The 20,346-nt window shown below is 34.0% G+C and carries 16 protein-coding genes; 8 read left to right on the forward strand and 8 right to left on the reverse strand.

Features of this window, described 5'->3' with window-relative positions; genetic code table 11:
* Nucleotides 1–7: 7 nt before the first annotated feature.
* The 3 genes from gldE to mutY all read right to left on the reverse strand — a co-directional run bounded on the left by gldE (nt 8) and on the right by mutY (nt 2,808).
* Nucleotides 8–1,306 carry a gliding motility-associated protein GldE gene (gene gldE / locus K4L44_02260; protein ID QZE14705.1) on the reverse strand — a complete coding sequence of 433 codons (1,299 nt, stop codon included), beginning with the start codon at nt 1,304–1,306 and terminating at the stop codon, nt 8–10.
* Between the two features lie 73 nt (nt 1,307–1,379).
* Nucleotides 1,380–1,718 (reverse strand): single-stranded DNA-binding protein, encoded by a 339-nt coding sequence (gene ssb / locus K4L44_02265; protein ID QZE14706.1) that lies wholly within the window; start codon nt 1,716–1,718, stop codon nt 1,380–1,382.
* A gap of 58 nt (nt 1,719–1,776) precedes the next feature.
* Nucleotides 1,777–2,808, reverse strand: a complete 1,032-nt coding sequence (mutY, locus tag K4L44_02270; protein ID QZE14707.1) for an A/G-specific adenine glycosylase — start codon at nt 2,806–2,808, stop codon at nt 1,777–1,779.
* A gap of 135 nt (nt 2,809–2,943) precedes the next feature.
* Here mutY and K4L44_02275 point away from each other — a divergent pair, with 135 nt between their 5' ends.
* The 3 genes from K4L44_02275 (at nt 2,944) to K4L44_02285 (ending at nt 7,114) form a co-directional block, all read left to right on the forward strand.
* On the forward strand, nt 2,944–3,228 hold the full coding sequence (locus K4L44_02275; protein ID QZE14708.1) for an integration host factor subunit beta: 285 nt from the start codon (nt 2,944–2,946) through the stop codon (nt 3,226–3,228).
* Nucleotides 3,229–3,446: 218 nt separating this feature from the next.
* Complete coding sequence (locus K4L44_02280; GenBank protein ID QZE14709.1) at nt 3,447–4,994, forward strand: Rne/Rng family ribonuclease; 1,548 nt, start codon at nt 3,447–3,449, stop codon at nt 4,992–4,994.
* 116 nt (nt 4,995–5,110) lie between these two features.
* Nucleotides 5,111–7,114: a thioredoxin family protein gene (locus K4L44_02285; protein ID QZE14710.1), complete on the forward strand. Its 2,004-nt coding sequence runs from the start codon at nt 5,111–5,113 to the stop codon at nt 7,112–7,114.
* A gap of 125 nt (nt 7,115–7,239) precedes the next feature.
* Here K4L44_02285 and K4L44_02290 read toward each other — a convergent pair whose 3' ends face one another.
* Entirely contained in the window at nt 7,240–8,508 is a 1,269-nt protein-coding gene (locus K4L44_02290) for a DEAD/DEAH box helicase (protein ID QZE14711.1), read from the reverse strand.
* Nucleotides 8,509–8,768: 260 nt separating this feature from the next.
* Here K4L44_02290 and K4L44_02295 point away from each other — a divergent pair, with 260 nt between their 5' ends.
* Nucleotides 8,769–9,980: an aminopeptidase gene (locus K4L44_02295; protein ID QZE14712.1), complete on the forward strand. Its 1,212-nt coding sequence runs from the start codon at nt 8,769–8,771 to the stop codon at nt 9,978–9,980.
* Between the two features lie 55 nt (nt 9,981–10,035).
* On the opposite strand, the gene tpiA is transcribed toward K4L44_02295, so the two are convergent.
* The 4 genes from tpiA to K4L44_02315 all read right to left on the reverse strand — a co-directional run bounded on the left by tpiA (nt 10,036) and on the right by K4L44_02315 (nt 13,257).
* Nucleotides 10,036–10,794: a triose-phosphate isomerase gene (gene tpiA / locus K4L44_02300; GenBank protein QZE14713.1), complete on the reverse strand. Its 759-nt coding sequence runs from the start codon at nt 10,792–10,794 to the stop codon at nt 10,036–10,038.
* Nucleotides 10,795–10,911: 117 nt separating this feature from the next.
* Nucleotides 10,912–12,057: a DoxX family protein gene (locus K4L44_02305; GenBank protein QZE14714.1), complete on the reverse strand. Its 1,146-nt coding sequence runs from the start codon at nt 12,055–12,057 to the stop codon at nt 10,912–10,914.
* Between the two features lie 46 nt (nt 12,058–12,103).
* A complete protein-coding gene (locus K4L44_02310; protein ID QZE14715.1) occupies nt 12,104–12,646 on the reverse strand; it encodes a DUF1599 domain-containing protein in 543 nt (180 codons plus the stop codon).
* An 80-nt stretch (nt 12,647–12,726) separates the two neighbouring features.
* Nucleotides 12,727–13,257, reverse strand: a complete 531-nt coding sequence (locus tag K4L44_02315; GenBank protein QZE14716.1) for a tyrosine-type recombinase/integrase — start codon at nt 13,255–13,257, stop codon at nt 12,727–12,729.
* Nucleotides 13,258–13,455: 198 nt separating this feature from the next.
* Between K4L44_02315 and K4L44_02320 the strand changes: the two genes are divergently transcribed.
* From K4L44_02320 to K4L44_02335, 4 genes are all read left to right on the forward strand, one after another.
* Entirely contained in the window at nt 13,456–14,172 is a 717-nt protein-coding gene (locus K4L44_02320) for a hypothetical protein (protein ID QZE14717.1), read from the forward strand.
* Nucleotides 14,173–14,221: 49 nt separating this feature from the next.
* Entirely contained in the window at nt 14,222–16,768 is a 2,547-nt protein-coding gene (locus K4L44_02325) for a DUF5686 and carboxypeptidase regulatory-like domain-containing protein (GenBank protein ID QZE14718.1), read from the forward strand.
* 20 nt (nt 16,769–16,788) lie between these two features.
* A complete protein-coding gene (locus K4L44_02330; protein ID QZE14719.1) occupies nt 16,789–17,388 on the forward strand; it encodes a hypothetical protein in 600 nt (199 codons plus the stop codon).
* A 726-nt stretch (nt 17,389–18,114) separates the two neighbouring features.
* Nucleotides 18,115–20,334 carry a GH92 family glycosyl hydrolase gene (locus K4L44_02335; GenBank protein ID QZE14720.1) on the forward strand — a complete coding sequence of 740 codons (2,220 nt, stop codon included), beginning with the start codon at nt 18,115–18,117 and terminating at the stop codon, nt 20,332–20,334.
* Nucleotides 20,335–20,346 lie beyond the last annotated feature (12 nt).

The raw sequence follows: 20,346 nt of genomic DNA on the forward strand, positions 1-20,346 counted from the left end.
GAGTGTCTTAAGATTTAAAAATAACTCTTATTTCGATAATCCTGCGACTATCCATTTTCTCTACAATGAAATCGATATTTCTAATTTGTATTTTCTCTTTGACAAGAGGGAAGTCTCCTTTGATCTCGAGTAGAAGTCCTGCTATTGTATCGGCATCTCCTTTTACATCATCTAGATACTCTTCATCGAGATGAAGGTCTCTGAGAAAATCAACGAGGAGTGTTTTTGCATCAAATATATAGGTGTCGTTGTCGACTTTGGTGTAATTTTTTTCATCTTCATCAAATTCGTCTGAAATTTCTCCGACAATCTCTTCAAGGACATCTTCTAAAGTTACAATTCCAGAAACACCACCGTATTCATCGATAACAAAAGCCATGTGTATTTTTGTCTTTTGGAACTCTTCTAAAAGGTCGTCAATCTTTTTATTTTCTGGAATATAGAAAGGCGGTCTAATCAATGTTTGCCATCTGAACGTATTCCCTTTGTGAAGATGGGCCAGTAGGTCTTTGATATATAAAACACCTCTTATGTTGTCAAATGTGTCTTCAAAAATAGGAATTCGAGAGTACCCTGAATTGTTAATTGTTTGAATGACTGTAGTGAATGATTCATTACAGTCAAGTGCTATCGTATCAAGTCTAGAGCACATGATCTCTACAACAGATTTTTTTCCAAACTTGACAATCCCTTCAAGGATCTCTTTGTCTTCTTGGATCTCATGTTCTTCTGTAAGAGATAGAGCATGAGATAAGTCGGAAACAGACATGTTGTTTTTGTGATGCCCTACTTTTTTGTTGACAATACTTGTAGATTTAATTAAGACTGTATTCAAAGGTTTGAAGATCTTATTTAGTATCGTAAATGTCGAGGTCATTCTAAGAGAGAATGCATAGGGTTGTTTTGTCGCAAGAACTTTGGGTATAATTTCACCAAAGAGAAGTATCAAAAAGGTGATAATGATTGTTTGAAATACAAACCCAATGGTGGGAGCATTGCTAAAATCAATGAGGCTTGAGGTTATTTTTGATGATAAAAGAACTATGCCAATATTAATAAAATTGTTTGCAATCAGAATTGACCCTAGAAGTTGTTCTGGCTGTTTTAATAAGGTAATAGTTGCGGCTCCCTTTTTGTTGTCTTTTGACTTTAACCTGTCAATATCGTGAGGCGATAACGCAAAGAATGAAGCCTCTGATCCAGATATTAGGCCAGAAAGAATTAGTAGAACAAATAAAATGATTAACCCTACAAAATCATGGATGTCAAAGGACATAAACTTGATATTGTCTAATGCTATGATCATCTGGGAGGGAATTGTGTCTGCTTCCAATGTTGTTGTTTTAAATGAATACTTTAATAAAAGATATATCTTTTAGTTAATCAGATTCTTTTTTGTCTAGAATCTGTATTTGATATGCAATAATTTCTGTGATACGCATTGGTGGCGTATCTTTTTTTTCGATTGTTCTGCTTTTTAATTTTCCTTCTATATAAAGATGCATTCCTTTTTTTATGTGTTTGTCTGCAAGAATAGCTTGTTTGCCCCAACAAGCAATCCTATGCCACTCTGTTTGTGTAACTTTTTCATTTGACTTATTTAGATGACTCTCATTTGTTGCAAATGGAAATCTTGAGACGCAATTCTCTTTATCAAAGTAGTGAGTTTCAGGATTATTTCCTACATATCCTATTAAAATAACTTTGTTTACTGACATATATGCAAATATTACTAGTAATATAATAAAATACAAGATATTTTCATACAATGTTCGTTTAGTTTTCGATTTTTTTAAATAGATCTATGAATGGTTTTGGTGTAGGATAGTTTTGAACTTCTTTCATTGGAATAAAGTTTTGGTGTTCTGACTTCGTTTTTGTCTCCCATATATGTATATGTAGTGTTTGGTGTGTTAGTTTATGTATTTTATTTTCTTTCTTGAGAATGGTGTCAGGTTTGATTCCTTCTTTTGCTAAATTAAGAATAAGTGTTTTTTCTGATATCTCATCAAGTTCTTCTTCTATAAGGTAGGGTGTATATAATCCATTCCAAATATCTTTTTTGTTTCTCTGCTCTATGTATATGGTGTGGTTGATGCCTTTGATTATAATAAAGTGAAGGTGTCTCTCTTTGGGTTTTCGTTTTGAAATGGTCTTTGGAATTTGACCTATACTCCCAGTTTGTCTTGCGATACATTCCCCGTGTAGCGGACAGGAAGTGCATTGTGGATTTGTAGGGGTGCATACTAGTGCGCCCAACTCAATTATTGCTTCGTTCAATTCTTTGGGGTGTGAGTAGAGATACATTTCTCTTATAAGAGAGTCTATATGCTTATATGTGGACGTAAGATGTCCTGCGGTTTCAATTTTAAATAGTCGAGTAATGACCCTAATGGTATTTCCATCAATTGCAGGATATGGTTTATTCCATGCAAATGACATGATTGCTCCCGCTGTGTATTTCCCTATTCCTTTCAATTGGAGTATTTCTTGATGTTCTGTAGGAAAAACACCTTTTAAGTTTTCAGATATGTGTTTGGCTGTAGCATGGAGGTTTCTTGCCCTAGAATAATATCCGAGCCCTTCCCATGCTTTTAATACTTCCGTTTGACTTGCCATCGCAAGTTGATTTACGTCTGGAAAAAGTTGTATAAAGTCATTGAAATAGCGTTTTCCTTGCTGAACTTTTGTCTGTTGAAGTATGATTTCTGATATCCAAACACGGTATGGAGATCTGTTTTTTCGCCATGGCAGATCTCTTTTTTTGCCTTTATACCAAGTAATCAATTGATTAGCTATTTTCTCCATCTTTTGTGTTTTTAATAAAATTCTCTTATGTTTGCCGCAAAAATAATTGATTTCTATTTCATTAATAATACGAAACGTTTATCTTTGTACTCCTAAAATTGAGTCAAGGATATCGTTTAAATTAAATTTATAGCAATGACAAAGGCAGATATTGTAAACGAAGTTTCGAAGAATACTGGTATTGAGAGAGTTACGGTTCAGAAGGCAGTTGAGGCCTTTATGGATACCGTTTCAGATTCTTTAGTAGAAGGGAAAAATGTGTATCTTCGTGGATTCGGGAGTTTTATCGTAAAAAAACGCGCTGAGAAAACCGCTCGTAACATTTCAAAGAATACAACTATTATCATTCCAGAGCACTTTATCCCAGCCTTTAAGCCAGCAAAGTCATTTGTGAGCAAGGTTAAAGATAACGTTAAGTAATATTCATATTAAAAAGTATAATCATGCCAAGCGGTAAAAAAAGAAAGAGACATAAGATGTCTACGCACAAGCGTAAGAAGAGACTAAGAAAAAACAGACATAAGAAGAAGAAATAATTCTTCGACTCTGTTTTTAAAGAGTGTAAAACCTAGGGCATTTTTGCTTCTAGGTTTTTGCTGTATTATAAGTTCAGTTTTATATTAAACAAAAATGTGATTGTGAGTAATGAACTGGTAATTGAAATAAATCCATCTCAAGTGGAGATTGCTTACTTAGAGGATAAACGCCTTGTTGAACTCAATCGGGAAACCAGTGATGCAAAGTTTGCAGTAGGTGATATCTATCTTGGAAAAGTGAAGAAGATAATGCCTGGGCTAAATGCTGCGTTTGTTGATGTGGGATACGAGAAGGATGCTTTCCTTCATTACCCTGATCTAGGACCACAATTCCAAACATTAAACAAATTTCTTATACAGTCGACGTCTAAGGGTAAGAAACCTGTGTCGATGAATAAAATACAGTCGGACCCTGATATTTTTAAGGAAGGAAAAATTACTGATGTGTTGCATTCTGGTCAGTTGATCTTGGTTCAGATATCCAAAGAGCCAATATCAACCAAAGGACCGCGTTTAACATCAGAGATCTCTATTGCAGGGAGAAACCTAGTACTAATGCCATTTAGTGATAAGGTGTCAATCTCGCAAAAAATTAAGTCAAGCGACGAGAGAAGTCGTTTGCGCAAATTGATTCAAAGTATTCGACCTAAAAAATACGGTGTTATTGTTCGAACTGCAGCAGAAGGAAGTAAAGTTGCAGAGTTAGATAAAGAGTTACGTTCTTTAGTCGCTAAATGGGAAGCTGTTCCTGGAAAGCTAAAACAAGCCAAAGTTCCATCTTTGGTAGCAGGCGAATTGGATCGTACAATAACAATGATCCGTGATGTATACAATCCCGACTTTACTAATATTTATGTGAATGACAAACAGTCTGCTGGAGAGGTAAAAGATTATGTTGCAAGCATAGCACCTGAAAAGCAGAAGATTGTTAAGCATTATAGTGGTGATGCTCCCATTTTTGAGCATTTTGGAATTGAGAAACAGATTAAGGCACTTTTTGGAAAGACCGTGTCGTTCAAGAGTGGTGCTTACTTGATTATAGAGCATACAGAGGCATTTCACGTTATCGATGTGAATAGCGGAAATCGTTCTAAGGCTGGAAGTGATCAAGAGACCAATGCTCTCGAGGTAAATATGGCAGCAGCTGTAGAGATTGCAAGACAACTCCGTCTACGTGATATGGGAGGGATTATTGTGGTTGACTTTATTGATATGCATAGTAACGAGAATCGAATTAAGGTTCTTGAGAAGATGCGTGAAGAGATGAGTAAAGATCGAACAAAGCACAATATTCTTCCGTTGAGTAAATTCTGTTTGATGCAGATTACGAGGCAGCGTGTTCGTCCTGAAATGCATATTGAAACAGCTGAAAAATGTCCTACTTGTAACGGAACAGGAGAGGTTTCTTCTACTTTGTTGTTGGTGGATGAGGTCTTTAATAATCTCAAGTATATCTACCTTGAATTGTTTAGGAAAAATGTTAAAATACATTTACACCCATTTATTGCAGCCTATTTGACAAGTGGTATTGTTTCTAGGCATATGAAGTGGATGTGGTGCCTAAAAAAGCGATTCAAAATAGTCCCAAAAACGAATATGGGATTCTTAGATTGTAAGTTTTATGACAACGATGGAGAAATTGTTCTTTAATTAAGAGTAATAAACCTCTAAAAAAGACTCAAGAATGTTCTTGAGTCTTTTTTTATTGCCATTTTTTTTTAAATTTGTGACTGTATTTGGACGAAACATAAAATTATACAATGGACATGAGGAAAATTGGACTGATTGTGTCATTATTTATTCTTTCTATTCTTCCTTCTTTTGCTCAAATTCTTGAGCCAGTAAAGTGGGAGTTTTCAAAGAATCAGATAAGTGAGACAGAGTATGAGTTGGTTTACTCGGCAACGATCGAGGATGGCTGGCACTTATACTCGACTGATATCCCCGATGGTGGACCGGTGAGAACATCTTTTAGTTATGATAATAAAAGTGACTTTAAGATATTGGGAAGTATCCAACAGGTACCTGAACCTGAGAAACATTTTGATCCGACATTTCAAATGGATCTTTCTTGGTTTAGTCATGAAGCTACTTTCGTGCAGAGAGTAGAAGTTCCTGTGGGTAAGATGGTGGATATAAAGGGACATGTGGAATTTATGGTTTGTAACGATGAAACTTGTCTTCCTCCTACTGAAATAGAGTACTCTTTTGTTATTAACGAAGGCCAGAAACAAGATGATGTGGACGACATCTTGAGTTTGCCAGAGGATAATGACCAGAGCTCAGCAGTGTCAACACCTACTGTCTCATCTTCGGAGAATAGAGACTATTTAAATATATTTATAATTGCTTTCCTTAGTGGATTGGCAGCATTGTTAACACCATGTGTGTTCCCAATGATTCCGATGACCGTGAGTTTCTTTACGAATCCGAATGATTCGAGAGCGAAAGGAATTAGAAATGCTGTTCTTTATGGTTTGTCGATAATTGTTATTTACGTTTTGCTCGGAACTGTGGTTACAGCAGTCTTTGGTGCCGAAAGTTTAAATAACCTCTCGACCAATCCATGGTTTAACTTATTCTTTGCGATTCTGCTTTTTGCGTTCTCATTCTCGTTTATGGGTGCTTTTGAAATCGTATTACCTCATAAGTGGGTTAATGCAATTGATAGACAAGCTGATAAAGGAGGTTTGTTTGGGATATTCTTTATGGCTTTTGCATTGGCATTAGTTTCATTCTCATGTACAGGCCCTATTGTTGGTAGTTTGATTGTAGAGGCAGCACGAAATGGAGGTTTGGCTCCAATTATTGGAATGTTTGGATTCTCTTTGGCTCTGGCTCTTCCATTTGCATTTTTTGCAGGGGCACCTACTTTGATGAATGCTTTACCAAAGTCTGGAAGTTGGTTGAATTCTGTAAAGGTTGTCTTAGGATTTCTTGAGTTTGCGTTTGCATTTAAGTTTCTTTCGATTTCGGATATGGTACTTGATTTGCACCTTTTAGAACGTGAAATATATTTGTCTATTTGGATTGCGATTTTCTTTGCAATGGCGATGTACCTTTGGGGTAAAATTGTTCTCCCACATGATTCACCATCTACATTCTTGCCTGTTCCAAGGTTTATCTTAGGAACTATGGTTTTAAGTTTTGTAATCTATATGGTGCCAGGTTTATGGGGAGCGCCAGTGAAGATTATTAGTGGTTTCCCGCCTCCAGTGAATTATGCTGAGGCCCCTCAAGGTTTTGGTGCTTCTTCAGTATATGTTGGTTCTGGTGAAGGTGGAACTGTCGAGCTTAATAGAGATCAGCACTTAGGACCTCATGGTATTCCAGTATTCTATGACTTTGAGAAAGCTCTTGAGTATTCTAAACAAGTACATAAGCCTTTGTTGGTTGATTTCACTGGAAAAGGTTGTACCAACTGTCGTAAGATGGAGGACAATGTGTGGGTTGATCCAGCAGTTAAGAAGAAACTATCTAATGATGTAGTGATTGCATCTTTATATATTGATTTAAGAAAAGATTTGCCAAAATGGGAACAGTATACATCGAAAACTACAGGAAGACGTGTTAAGACTGTTGGGAATAAATGGACAGATTTCCAAATTGAACGTTTCGGTAGAAATACACAACCTTTTTATGTAATTCTTGGGCCTGATCAGATTCAACTAGGTGATGGAATGGGATATAATCCAAATCCAGAAATATTTATTGAATTCCTAGATAAAGGAGTCGATATGTTTAATGAGAATTATGAAAGAAAACTTTAATAGTTTCTTTTCAAGATATTAGAAATAAGGTGCTATAGCGATATGGCACCTTATTCTGTTTATATGAATGTAGAAATAAAAAAAGGTGTCGCTTAGACACCTTTAAATTTTTAAGGAATTAGATTTTATTTTTTCTTCTTATTCAGTTTTTGTTTTTTTCTTTTATTATGAAGCTGTTTGAGATTATTTTCTACTCGATCATGCTCCTTAATTAGCGATTGCCAAGTTTGAGATGTGTCGTCAGAGTAGTCGATTGTTTCATTATAATCGTCAATATTGATTTTGATCTCTTTAATTTCATCGCCAGTATAATCTTCAATTGCTTTAAGAAGTTCGTTCTCTTCATTGCTTACAAAAGATACTGCCTTTCCTTTACTTCTACCACGTCCTGTACGACCTACACGGTGTACATAACTGTCTGCTTGTTCTGGAATATCATAGTTGACGACAAATTCAACATTTGGAATATCGATACCTCTTGCACTAATATCTGTAGCAATTAGAATATTTGATTCCCCACTTTTGAACTTTTCAAGTGTCGTTATTCGTTCATTTTGGTCTTTATCTCCGTGAAGTGTTAGGCACTCAATATTGACTCTTTGCATTGCTTTTTGTACTCTTTCTGCACGTACTTTGGTTCTTACAAAGATCAGAATTTTATTGTCATTGTTTTCTTTGATGAATCGCTCCAAAAAGAATCTTTTATCATCCTTCTGTACTTTTACAATAGAGTGGTTCACATTTCTTGCTACCGGATTCTTCGGAGATATTTGAATTCTTATTGGATTTACAACAAGAGAGTACGCTAATCTTTTGATTTTCTCGTCTATTGTGGCAGAGAAGAAAAGGGTTTGTCTTCTTTTAGGGATATGTTTTTGAAGTGATTTGATGTCATGGTAGAATCCTTTGTCTAGCATTTGATCTGCTTCATCTAATATTAATATCTCTAGTTGATTTAGTTTTAAATGTCCTTGACTTATCAGGTCAAACATTCTACCTGGAGTTGCGACTACAATGTCTACTCCTTTTGTTAGAGTATTAATTTGACTGTCCTGTTCAACTCCCCCAAATATAGATCTGGCTACTACTTTTGTTTTTTTGCCTATATCATTAAAAACATCTGTAATCTGGATGCACAACTCTCTGGTAGGAACCATTACCAAACAACGTATACCTGTAGCTCTTTTCTTTGACTTTAAAAGTTGGATCTTGTGAATCACAGGAATTGCAAATGCAGCAGTTTTACCTGTTCCTGTTTGAGCAATCGCAAGGACATCTTCCCCTTTTAGGATGTGTGGAATTGACTTAAATTGGATATCCGTAGGTTTATTAAGACCTTTTTTTGAAAGATTCTCTTTAATCTGAGGAATCAGACTGTATTGATCAAATCTCATATATATTTATTGATTATAATGTCTTGTAACAGTGGATTTTTTGAACCATTTTGCGCAAAGGTAATCAATCTTTATCTATATTGATCTTTAATTTAAAATATTGATTTTAATCATCAATTTATAACAAACCTGTGATGATTTGTTGTAATAGGTTATTTGTCATTGAATAGCTCTCAATTTTATGTATTTTAGTAGATGGATTTTAGATTCTATTCTCAATTCATAATTTGGACATTTATACTTAATTAAATTATCAGTTCATGAAGAATATTTTAGCAATTGCATTATTGGCACTTAGCTTATTGTCTGTTGATGGGGCTATGGCAGGACAGCGTAAGAAAAAAGACAAAGTAAAGGGGTATGTGTTCACTCCTGTAAAAGAGCTACAAGCTACTTCTGTAAAAGATCAAAACCGCTCAGGTACTTGTTGGGCATTTTCAGGTGAATCGTTTTTAGAGTCAGAGATGATTCGTATGGGAAAAGATCCAGTGAATCTTTCTGAGATGTTTGTGGTTTATCATACATATGCTGATAAAGCACGTAAGTATGTTAGAATGCATGGATACCTTAATTTTGGTCCTGGTGGAGCTTTCCATGATGTATCTTACGTTCTTGGTAAATATGGTGCTGTACCTGAGTCAGTGTATTCAGGAATGAATTATGGTACAGAGAAGCCTGTTCAAGGTGAGATGGATACAATGTTGAAGGCTCAAGTGGATGCGGTAATAAAAAATAAAAATAGAAAGCTCTCGACAGCTTGGGATAAAGCAATCACTAGTACTTTGGATGCTTACTTAGGTCATGCTCCAGAGAAGTTCGTATATGAAGGGAAAGAGTATACATCACAGAGTTTTGCGAAAGATTATTGTGGTTTGAATGCGGATGATTATGTAGAGATCACTTCTTATACTCATCATCCATTCTACTCTAAGTTTATCTTAGAAGTTCCAGATAATTGGATGTGGAATAACGTATATAACGTTCCTTTAAAAGAAATGGATCGTATCATGGATAATGCAATATCTAATGGATTTACTGTTGGTTGGGCTGCGGATGTTTCAGAAAAAGGTTTTGCAACTAAATCAAAAGGTGTAGCAGTTGTTCCTGATGTAAATTTCAAAGAGATGAATGATGCAGAGATCTCTAAATGGGAGTCTTTGTCTTCTTCAGAGCAAAAGCAAAAGTTGTACTCGATGGACAAACCAGGTCCTGAAAAAGAGATCACTCAAGAGAATCGTCAACTAGCTTATGATAATTATGAGACTACTGATGATCATGGTATGCACATTGTAGGAACAGCAAAAGATCAAACAGGTAAGTTGTACTACAAAGTGAAAAACTCATGGGGTGCTTATAACAAATACAAAGGATATTTCTATTGTTCTAAAGCATTCTTTAACTATAAGACTATGTGTATTATGGTTCACAAAGATGCTATCCCAGCAGATATTAGAAAGAAATTAGGACTATAATTGATATAAAAAAAGGCGTTTGTACAAACGCCTTTTTTTATATTGTTGATAATGCTTAGTATGCATTAATGATTGCAAGGAAATCTTCTGGCTTAAGAGAAGCACCACCAATAAGACCACCATCAATATCTTTTTGAGCAAAAAGTTCTGCAGCATTTTTAGGACTACAAGAACCACCATAAAGAATAGAAGTAGCCTCTGCTATTTCATTACCATATTTTTCAGCAATAATAGAACGAATATAAGCAAGCATGTCTTGTGCTTGTTCAGTAGATGCAGTTACTCCTGTTCCAATAGCCCATATTGGTTCGTAAGCAATAACAATTTTTGAAAAATCTTCAGATGAAAGTGTGAAAACAGTCTCTTCTAATTGTTGCTTAACGAAATCATTTTGATTATTTGCTTCTCTAATTGTTAGAGGCTCACCACAACAATAGATCGGAGTTAAACCATTTTCTAAAGTTAAAGCTACTTTTTTATTAAGAATTTCACTTGTCTCATTATAGTATTCTCTACGTTCTGAATGACCTAGTATCACGTGAGTAGAACCAGTTGACTTAACCATAGACGCAGAAACTTCACCTGTGAAAGCTCCTTTTGCCTCAGCAGCACAGTTTTGAGAAGAAACATTGATACGATCAGTGTTTACTGTATCAATGACCTTAGTAATGTGTGTAAAAGGAACACCTAGAACAACAGTAACATCTTCTGCTCCTCGTTCTAGTACTACGCTATTAACAGCTTGAGCCAATTCTACACCTTCTTGAAGAGAAGTATTACACTTCCAGTTTCCTGCAACAATTTTTTTTCTCATTACGAAATGAATTAATAAATTAATGTTCTTTAATTAGCGATTCAAAGATACAAAAATAAAGATGGAGGTTCTAAAAACCTCCATCTTTATTGATTGTGATCACTTAAATTCCCGAAATTAGTTTAGCTCCTTTTCTAGCTTATTCAGTAGTTCAATTGAGAAATTTTCAGGAATATGATTTGCATTCCATTTTTTTATGATCGTTCCGTTCTTCATAAGAACAATACCCGGGTTTGCACGAACAACAGTTTTGAGCATTGTTTCATCTGCATTCAATATATCAAAGGAAAGGTTATATTGTTCTTTCAATTGATCAATGGTTGAAAGACTAGTAGAAGTAAGTCCAATAAAACTAATGTTATTCGATTTTGCCCATTCTGCAAGCGCTTCTGATGCTTTAAATGCATCTTTGTCTGCTTTATTCATGTTATAAGATACCCATAAAAATCCGTATTCAGGATTTGTTAGGAAGAAGTTTGAAACGTCTTGCTTTTCTCTGTTTTCAACTCTGAAATCATTGATTGGAGGTGTAAATCCCTTTTTGATCAATTTAGGTTCGTCCATATGATCGAAAACATAGTTGATTGTGTCTTGCCAAGGATAGTTTGTGTCATTAAATTGCTCTAGTTCTCTGCTGTTGATATTTTTATAATAATATACATTTTCATATATATCCTGCTCTGCACCTTCTGGTGTTTTCATCGCCTCCGGAATATTTACTCCCTCTTTAAATGGTCTAAAATCAACGATAGGTAGGTGTGTATAACTATATGTCATTACTGAGACCATAAAAATACACATGGCAACGAAACTACTCTTTCTTGTTGTTTTACAATTGTCAAATGTAGTTTTCCTATATTTTAATATGATAACAGCAAGGGTAAATAAAAAAATATTTTTTAAGAATGTTTCAGCATTAGAAATGACAAGGGCATCCCCAAAACAACCACAATCTTGTACTGGGTTATATTTCCAAATATAAGCTGTCAATAAAGTAAAGAAACTCATAAAGGCGAATCCTAGAATACTGGCTATATTTAGACAAACACCCGTGATAAGGGCAGCACCGATTGCAAACTCTATAAATGGTAAAAGGAAAGAAGATGGTAGTGTCGTAAATTGAAGAAAATCTAGATGAAAAGATTCTAGGTAGTCTACCATTTTGTAGTTGAATCCTAGAACATCTATCCCCTTTACGAATCCTGAAAAGACAAAGACTAATCCAAACAGGATTCGTGATGTTTTAATTATTAATTTATGCATATTGATTTGAGTAATTGTAGTGTAGTTATTGAATTATTATTTGGTTTTAATTATTCTCCTCAAGTCGAATAAGGGCAAAAATAGCATAGTTGATCATATCCATATAATTCGCTTCTACTCCTTCAGAGATAATTGTATTGCCCTTGTTGTCCTCAATCTGTTTTGTTCGTTTTATTTTCATCAAAATAAGATCAGTATAAGAGGTGATTCTCATTTGTCTCCATGCTTCTCCATAATCATGGTTTTTATTGAGCATAAGGTCTCTTGAATTATTCAATTGCACGACAAACAAATTTGCAATTTCGCTGTTTGAAATAGGGTTATCGTTATATCCGATAGAGCATTGAATAAGAGCCATTGAGCAATAATTTATAATGCCAATGTATTCTCCTCTAATACTGTCATCAATTTTTTGAGAACCTTTTTCTTCAATACTTCTTATACGTTGCGCTTTAATATATATCTGGTCAGTGAGTGAGCTAGGTCTGAGTATTCTCCATGCAGTTCCGTAATCCTCCATCTTTTTGGTGAAAATATCTACACACTCTTTGATAGCACTATTAAATTGTTGCTCTGTCTTGTTTGCCATTTTTATCTATTATTTGCCATAAAAATACAAAATGAGAAATTTGTGGACAACATATAGTTTAAATATTGTTTTGAAGTTTTTTATATATCTAAAAGTCTTGGATAACTACATTTTTCACAATTTGCATCATCCCATATTTTCCAAGCCTTTGAGTTCTTGGTAATGTTATACTCTTTGATTGCTTCTTCTAGAGTATATCGTTTTCTAAACACCCAGTAGAGATGACTATTCCATAATGTTTCGGAAGCAAGATTTTTATTTTGTTTTAACGTTTCTTGGAAAAGTCTATTCTCTAATGTTACCTCTGTCATTCTTTTTTTGTTCGTTCCTTTAAATAGTGGTTCATTATCTTTTCTCTTAACGATGTGTTTATAAATTGTCTGTACAAAATAGTCAGGTATTTTGAAAACGTGATTTGTTGCAGTTTTAATTCTTTGAAATTGAATTCTAATCTTTTGATCTTTGATGATAAAATTGCGTCTTGATAATTTTAGGATGTCTATTGGACGCATTCCATAATTGTAAATGAAGAAAATAATCAACTGTGTTTGTATATCTTCAGTTCTGTAGATAATCTGTTTTATTACTTTAGGGGATATATATTTTTCCATTATCAGATAACTTTATATGATTTTACAATCGGGTTTCATAATAAATACAACTTTGTGTATATAAATGTTGTAAATTATACTTGTTATGTTGCGTGACTTTTGACAAAATATCTATTGTCTTTAGTATATTCACTTATGTATGTTATTTTTGGGGTATCATTAAATTTAGATATACGGATTTTGAATATGCACTCTTTTTTGAAGATTTATAGGGACAATATTAATGGGATCATCTTTACATTGATATTTCATATTTTATTCTTAGCCTTTGCTATGACTCAAAAGTTTGAAGTTCGTTATGAAGTAGATTCTAATGATATCGTATTGGTTGAATCGGTTCCTGAACCAATTGAAAAGCCAAAAGAGAACCCAAAAGCGAAGTACTTAAGCAAACCAGAGGTTAAATCTTCAGCAGCCGTAAATGATTCACACCTTTCAGAATCAACTACTGATGACCCTTTCTTTGATCAATCTTATCAAGATGAGATTGCTGAAGCGGAGAAGTTGATGAATAGAGTGAATAAACAACTTCAAAAGAATAATGTTCCGTCTGAATCTATTGCTAGTAAAAGTGTTCCTAAAAAGAAGGTGGATAATGCTTCTAAGAGGGATCGAAAGAAGACCGTTTTCGTTGGTAAAAGTAATATTCATTACTCTTTAGAAGGGCGTTTTCATACCCACTTGCCGATACCTATTTATTTAGCGGAGAATGGTGGTAAGGTTTTTGTTGATATTATTGTAAATAGAAGAGGGAGTGTTATTTCTGCAAATTTGAATAATGCGAAGTCTTCTTATGATGATCCCTCTTTAGTTAAGTATGCTTTAGAGGCTGCCAAGAGTAGTACATTTGACCCATCAACAACTTCCTCGAATAGGCAGTCGGGTTATATCGTTTATACATTTGTGCCACAATGATGCAAACATAATGTACTATCTTGTTGTTTGATTTATAAAATAAAATACGATGAGATACCTTTTCCTATGTTGCATTTTTTTATCAAGTCTTATTTCATTATTTGCATTTGATGTGAAGGGATTACTGAAGAGTAGTTCTGGAGAATCAATACCTTACGCTACGATATATGTCAGCTCTATTAATCAGGGTACTACAACCAATATTGATGGTCAATTTATTCTTTCTCTACCCTCAAAAAAACGTTATAAAGCTTTAATAAGGTGTTTAGGGTATAAATCTAAAACGATTGTAATTTCACCCTCACAAAATGATTCAATTTTTGTTGTATTGGATGAAGAAAAGGTTCAGATATCGGAGGTTTCTGTAATAAATGGAGAAGATCCTGCTTATGATATTATGAGAAAGACGATTGGTCTTAGAGAGAAACACTTGACTGAAATTAATTTTTATAAGGCAAATATATACTTAAGAGGAACAGTTTCATTTTCGAAAGTTTCAAAATTGATGTCTTATCAAATAAAAAAAAGAGAGGGGATAAAAATAAAAAAGGGGGATGTGTTTGTTGATGAATCTTATCGTCAGGTTATATTTAATGCCCCAGACTCGTATAAGCAGAAGGTGATTCAGCATAAAAGTAGTCTTCCGATGGACTTTGAGTTGCCAATTAAAGAATTTTTAGGTGCAAGTATCTATCAGCCTTCTATTGAGATAATGATCTCTCCTTTTTCACCATCGGCTTTTAGGCATTATCGTTTTCGTTATGAAGGTTTTTTTTATGAAGGAGATTATTCTGTTAATATTGTTAAAGTTATACCACGTAAGTCAAGTAAGCAGCTATATTCAGGAAAAGTTTACATAGTGGATGGTCTTTGGTGTATTCATAGTTTAGATTTATCTTTTGACACTCCAGTGGGAGTGGTTCAGATGAAGCAGAATTTTCATGAAATTAAAAATAATGTTTGGCTTCCTGTTGATCACCATTATAGTTTTGAGGGTGGGGCGTTAGGGATAAAAGGTGACGTGAAATATGTTGCAAATATTCGTTATCTAGATGTCTCTTTAAATAAGATTTATCATCCTAAAGAAGAGAATGTTACTGTCGCTGATGTAGATAATTCTTCTGAACTAGATGTGCCCCAAAAGAATGAAAGAGATCTTAATATTGAAAACAAGAGTTCTCAAAGTATAGCTAAAATTGAAAGTTCGTCTGTTGTTCACTCCCCTATACAGAAGAGGGACCATGCTGAACTTATTGCTGCTCGGTCGTTTGATATTTCCTCTTATCAAACAATGCCGTTAGATAGCTTTCGTTCGGTTCCTTTGACTTCTAGAGAAGAGAATAGCTTGCAAAAAGCAAAGAATATTCCCGAATTTAAAGGGGATAGAGTCGGGGATTTGGTGTCTAATTCGAACAATAGTTTTCTGAAAAAGTCATATGATTTTCTTTCAGGGACAACTTACTATAAAAATGACTCATTGTTTAGAGTGAAATCACCCAATATGATCAGTATCTCTTCTTTAGTTTACAACCCTGTCGATCAATTTGCTTATCATTTAACTAGTGAGTTTGCAATACTTAAAGAAAAACAAGAGCAGTTCGTTATTAAACCTATGATTGGTTATAGTTTCGGATTAGACAAAATTGATTGGAACTTAAAGATGAAACTAAATTATACAGATAATAGTAGTTTAAACTTTGAAGGAGGAGAAGTAACGAGAGATTTTAATCGTTATACTATTAATCCCCTAACCAACTCAATCACTTCCTTTTTCTTCGGGAAGAATTATAAGAAATATTATCGTGATAGATCCTATATGTTATCACATTATACTTTTTCTAAATCAAAGTGGCGGAATACCATACATGTAAAGTATAATCAACTAGAACAAGTAATTAATAGTATTGAATCGAATCCATTTGGAAAACATTTTGATAGTAATATTTCTGATGGTTATTATATTACATCCAAATCGTATGAATCGCAAGATTTTATAGAAGTAGGGACTAAGTTTGGTGTTTTTATGAATTTTCTTGATAATAAAAACCAATCACAATATCGGACATTGAGAGTCTATCCTCCATATTTGACTGCTTCGTATAATTACATATTTTCTCCAGTCAATAACTATAACGTACATAGTTTAGAGTTTAACGTTTATCAAAAGATTAAGACATCTCCTTCTTCTTGGATTCGATTTGATCTTAATGGAGGAAAAATGTTTGGAGATACTGAAATGTTACATTTGTCTCGATACTTTAATTACGAGATTCAACCTGTTCCATTGAGGTTAGATAATCAGTATTTCTCTTTTTACAATGCAGATGGTTATTCATTTGCATCCAATGATTCCTACCTGAAAAGTAAGTTTATATATCGAACCCCCTATCTTTTATTAAAATATTTGCCTTTTTTATCTAGTTCTTTATCGAGAGAGGAGATATCTTGTGGCGTGATATATACTCCAAGAGAGCAGTATTATGAAGCTTCTTATGCTTTTACTGAGTTACTGTTCCTGTTTGATATATACGTTACGAGTTCTTTTAATAGTAATGGTTTTGATCATCTTGGAGTATCCTTAGTTATTGATCTGTAATTTTAAATTGAGTTTATTATATGAAAAGAATAATATTTATTCTAGTGTTTTTAGTGAGTTTCTTAACAACTCACACTGGATTTTGTTTTTGTACTCCTGATTGTGCCGTCGTTAATGATACACTTATTTCTACAGAGAATCGGTTAAATGCTGATAAGGATGGTAATATTTTTTATATAAGAGATGGTGTCTCTTTTACAATTTCTCCAGATTGGAATGTCTTGTATGATGATCAAGTGGCGAAAAATGCATATTATTTCTCCATGGCTACAGAAAACAAAATGAGTAGTGGGTTGATCTCTGTTGTATGGTTAGATTATTTTATGGATTTAGATGTGACATTGGATTCTCATAAGTCTCATATGCTTGAAAGTAAGGAGTATAAGTATGCTAATGTGCAATTTTCTGAAATAGCCTATTCCACCTTCTTGGGATATAAGAGTCGTGAGTGTCATTATAATGTCATATCAAAGAATGGTACAATAAGTGGTAGAATTATTGTTTTTAATTCTGCGATAAAGACAATATCTATTTTTTATCAAACATCTTCAGGGGATAAAGATGTTAATGATCTGTTGTTCAGGGATTTTGTGTTGTCGTTCGGGGTGCGTGAGGATTAATTGTCATAGTTGTTTTGGATGTATTGTATCTATAAAGTCGTACTTGTTTTTACTATTACATTTGGTGATTTGATATTAATTGTTACCTTTGTAAACATAAGTCCAAATGAAATGATTCAGTCCACAAGTTAGAAAGGTCAGCTTACGTCCAAGAGCTGACCTTTTTGTTTTTAAAAATGTGGCTTCTTCTCTGTTCATGAATTAATATATTTGTGAGTTCTGTTTATCTAATACCCCATATTTACTATTATTGATTCGCATGTCGTCATCAATTTAAGAATGATTTGATTGGATTATTGGGATTCTTCTTGTGTGGATTGTTTATGAAGGTAGAAATGGTGTCTTCTGTCCAACTATTGCTTTTTCCATTGGTTTTATTTGCATGAAATTTGATTGTTGAATCTTTTTTTTAAAATTATCTTTTTTGTAAGTCTATTTATTTTTTGGTAAACTTTTAAGAACTGATTGATTTGTTTTTTCCTTTTTTTCTTGATTATATCCTGTTTAAATATGTTTTATACCATTTTTTTGTTGTTTTTAATGGTATTAATTTCTCCTTTGAATCTAAATAATATTGCTACATAGAGTTGTATTGTATTGATCTATATGTTGTTGTGTGATATTGCAAAGTTTCGATATATTGATATATTTGATGAAAGTCTTGCATCATAGTTTTGTGATGTTTAGTATATTTATGATGTCATAAGGTCAAATAATATATTCAGTATGAATAACTTTAAACTAATAATTGTTTTATCGGTTTTTGTAGGAATCTTTTCTTCGTGTAATCAACAACAAAACGATAATAATAAAAGTAGAACGATAGACTACGTAAATGTTTTTATGGGAACTGATGGTCCTGGGAATACTTATCCTGGAGCAACTACTCCTTTTGGTATGGTTCAACTTAGTCCAGATAATGGATTGCCTGGATGGGATCGAATAGCAGGTTATTTTTATCCAGATTCTACTATTGCTGGTTTTTCTCATACACATCTAACAGGAACAGGTGCTGGTGATCTTTATGATATACTTGTTATGCCATACAATAGTCGATTCACAGAGTCTCTTGTTGATAATACTTATCGTCCTTATTCGAAGTTTGATCATAGTGACGAGAATGCATCTCCAGGTTATTATAGTGTACTATTAAAAAGTTCTGGAATCAAAGCAGAATTGACCGCAACAGATCGTGTTGGAGTGCATCGATATACTTTTCCTAAAGATGAGGATAGCCGTATTGCAATTGATTTAGGTTTTGCTATGAATTGGGATGCAGTAACTGACAGTTATATACGTGTCGTGGACAAGCAGACAATTGAGGGTTATCGATTCTCTAAAGGTTGGGCAAGGGATCAAAAAGTTTATTTTGTTGTAAAGTTGAGTAAACCAGCTGTTAGAGTTAGTTTATCTCAAGGAGATAAGAATGTTCAATCGGCCTCGACTCAAGGTATTGCTTCAAAGATTGTTCTGCATTATCAGTTCTCAGAGAAAGATGAGGTTGAACTTAAAGTGGCTTTGTCAAGTGTTTCTATTAATGGAGCTAAAAAGAACCTTAAAGCTGAAGCTTCTGGGAAAAATTTTAATCAGATACTGACTGCCACACAGAATAAGTGGGAGAAAGAGCTGTCTAAGGTGAAAGTATCCGGAACAAATCACCAGAAAAGAATCTTCTATTCAAATTACTACCACCTTTTATTGGCTCCAACAATTTATAGCGATGTGGATGGTAAATATAAAGGTGTTGGAGGTCAGATCACACAATCTTCTGGAGATATTCATTATGACACATTCTCTTTGTGGGATACTTTTAGAACAGCACATCCTTTGTTTACAATCATTGAATCTGAAAGAGTAAATGATTTTGTTCTTTCGATGTTGGATCATTATAAACAAAGTGGAAGACTTCCTGTTTGGTCTTTAGCGGGAGAAGAAACAAACATGATGATTGGATATCATGCTGTGCCTGTGATAGTGGATGCATACTTTAAAGGATTCAAAGGATTTGATCCAAATCTTGCTTACGAAGCATGTAAAGCTAGTGCAATGGTTGATGAGCGTCAGATTGATGAATACAAGAAGAAAGGGTATATTGCTTTTAATAAAGGGCATGAAAATTGGTCAGTATCTAAAACTTTAGAGTATGCTTATGACGATTGGTGTATTGCTCAATTTGCTAAAGCTTTAAATAAAGAGGCTGATTATGTATATTTTTCTAAGAGAGCTGAAAATTGGAGAAATGTTTATGATACACGTTCTACTTTCATGAGGGCTAAGACTATTGATGGAGATTTTGTTAAACCATTTATTGCTAAGGAGTATACAAATGATTTTTGTGAAAGCAATGCGTGGCAGTATGTTTGGTTTGTTCCTCAAAATATTAATGGTTTAGTAGATGCAATTGGTGGTAAAGAACCATTTGTTTGTAAATTAGATTCCATGTTTTCTTTTTACCCTACAAAAGACGATAAATTGCCTATTTTCTCGACTGGAATGATTGGACAGTATGCTCATGGAAATGAGCCAAGTCATCATGTTGCTTATTTATATAACTATGTTGGAGAGCCTTGGAAGACTCAAGCTCTAACCCGTAGGATTATTGAATCACAATATTTTGATAAACCTGATGGTTATTGTGGTAATGAAGATTGTGGACAGATGTCTGCATGGTTGATGATGAGTGCAATGGGGATATATCCTGTCAATCCTGCAGATGGTAACTACGCAATCACCTCCCCTTGGATGTCTCATTTTGAGATAACTTTACCAAAGGGAAAAAAATTGGTAATTGATGCCCCTGAAGTTAGCGATTCGAATATTTATATTCAAAGCGTAATGTGGAATGGTGTCCTGTTAACTAAACCTTTTATTTCTCATAATAAAATTATGGATGGAGGGGTTTTACACTTTGAGATGGGGCCTGAACCGAATAAAGAGTGGAAATAATATTGAAATTAA

The organism is Prolixibacteraceae bacterium, assembly GCA_019720755.1.
Taxonomy (GTDB): Bacteria; Bacteroidota; Bacteroidia; order Bacteroidales; family Prolixibacteraceae; genus Halosquirtibacter; species Halosquirtibacter laminarini.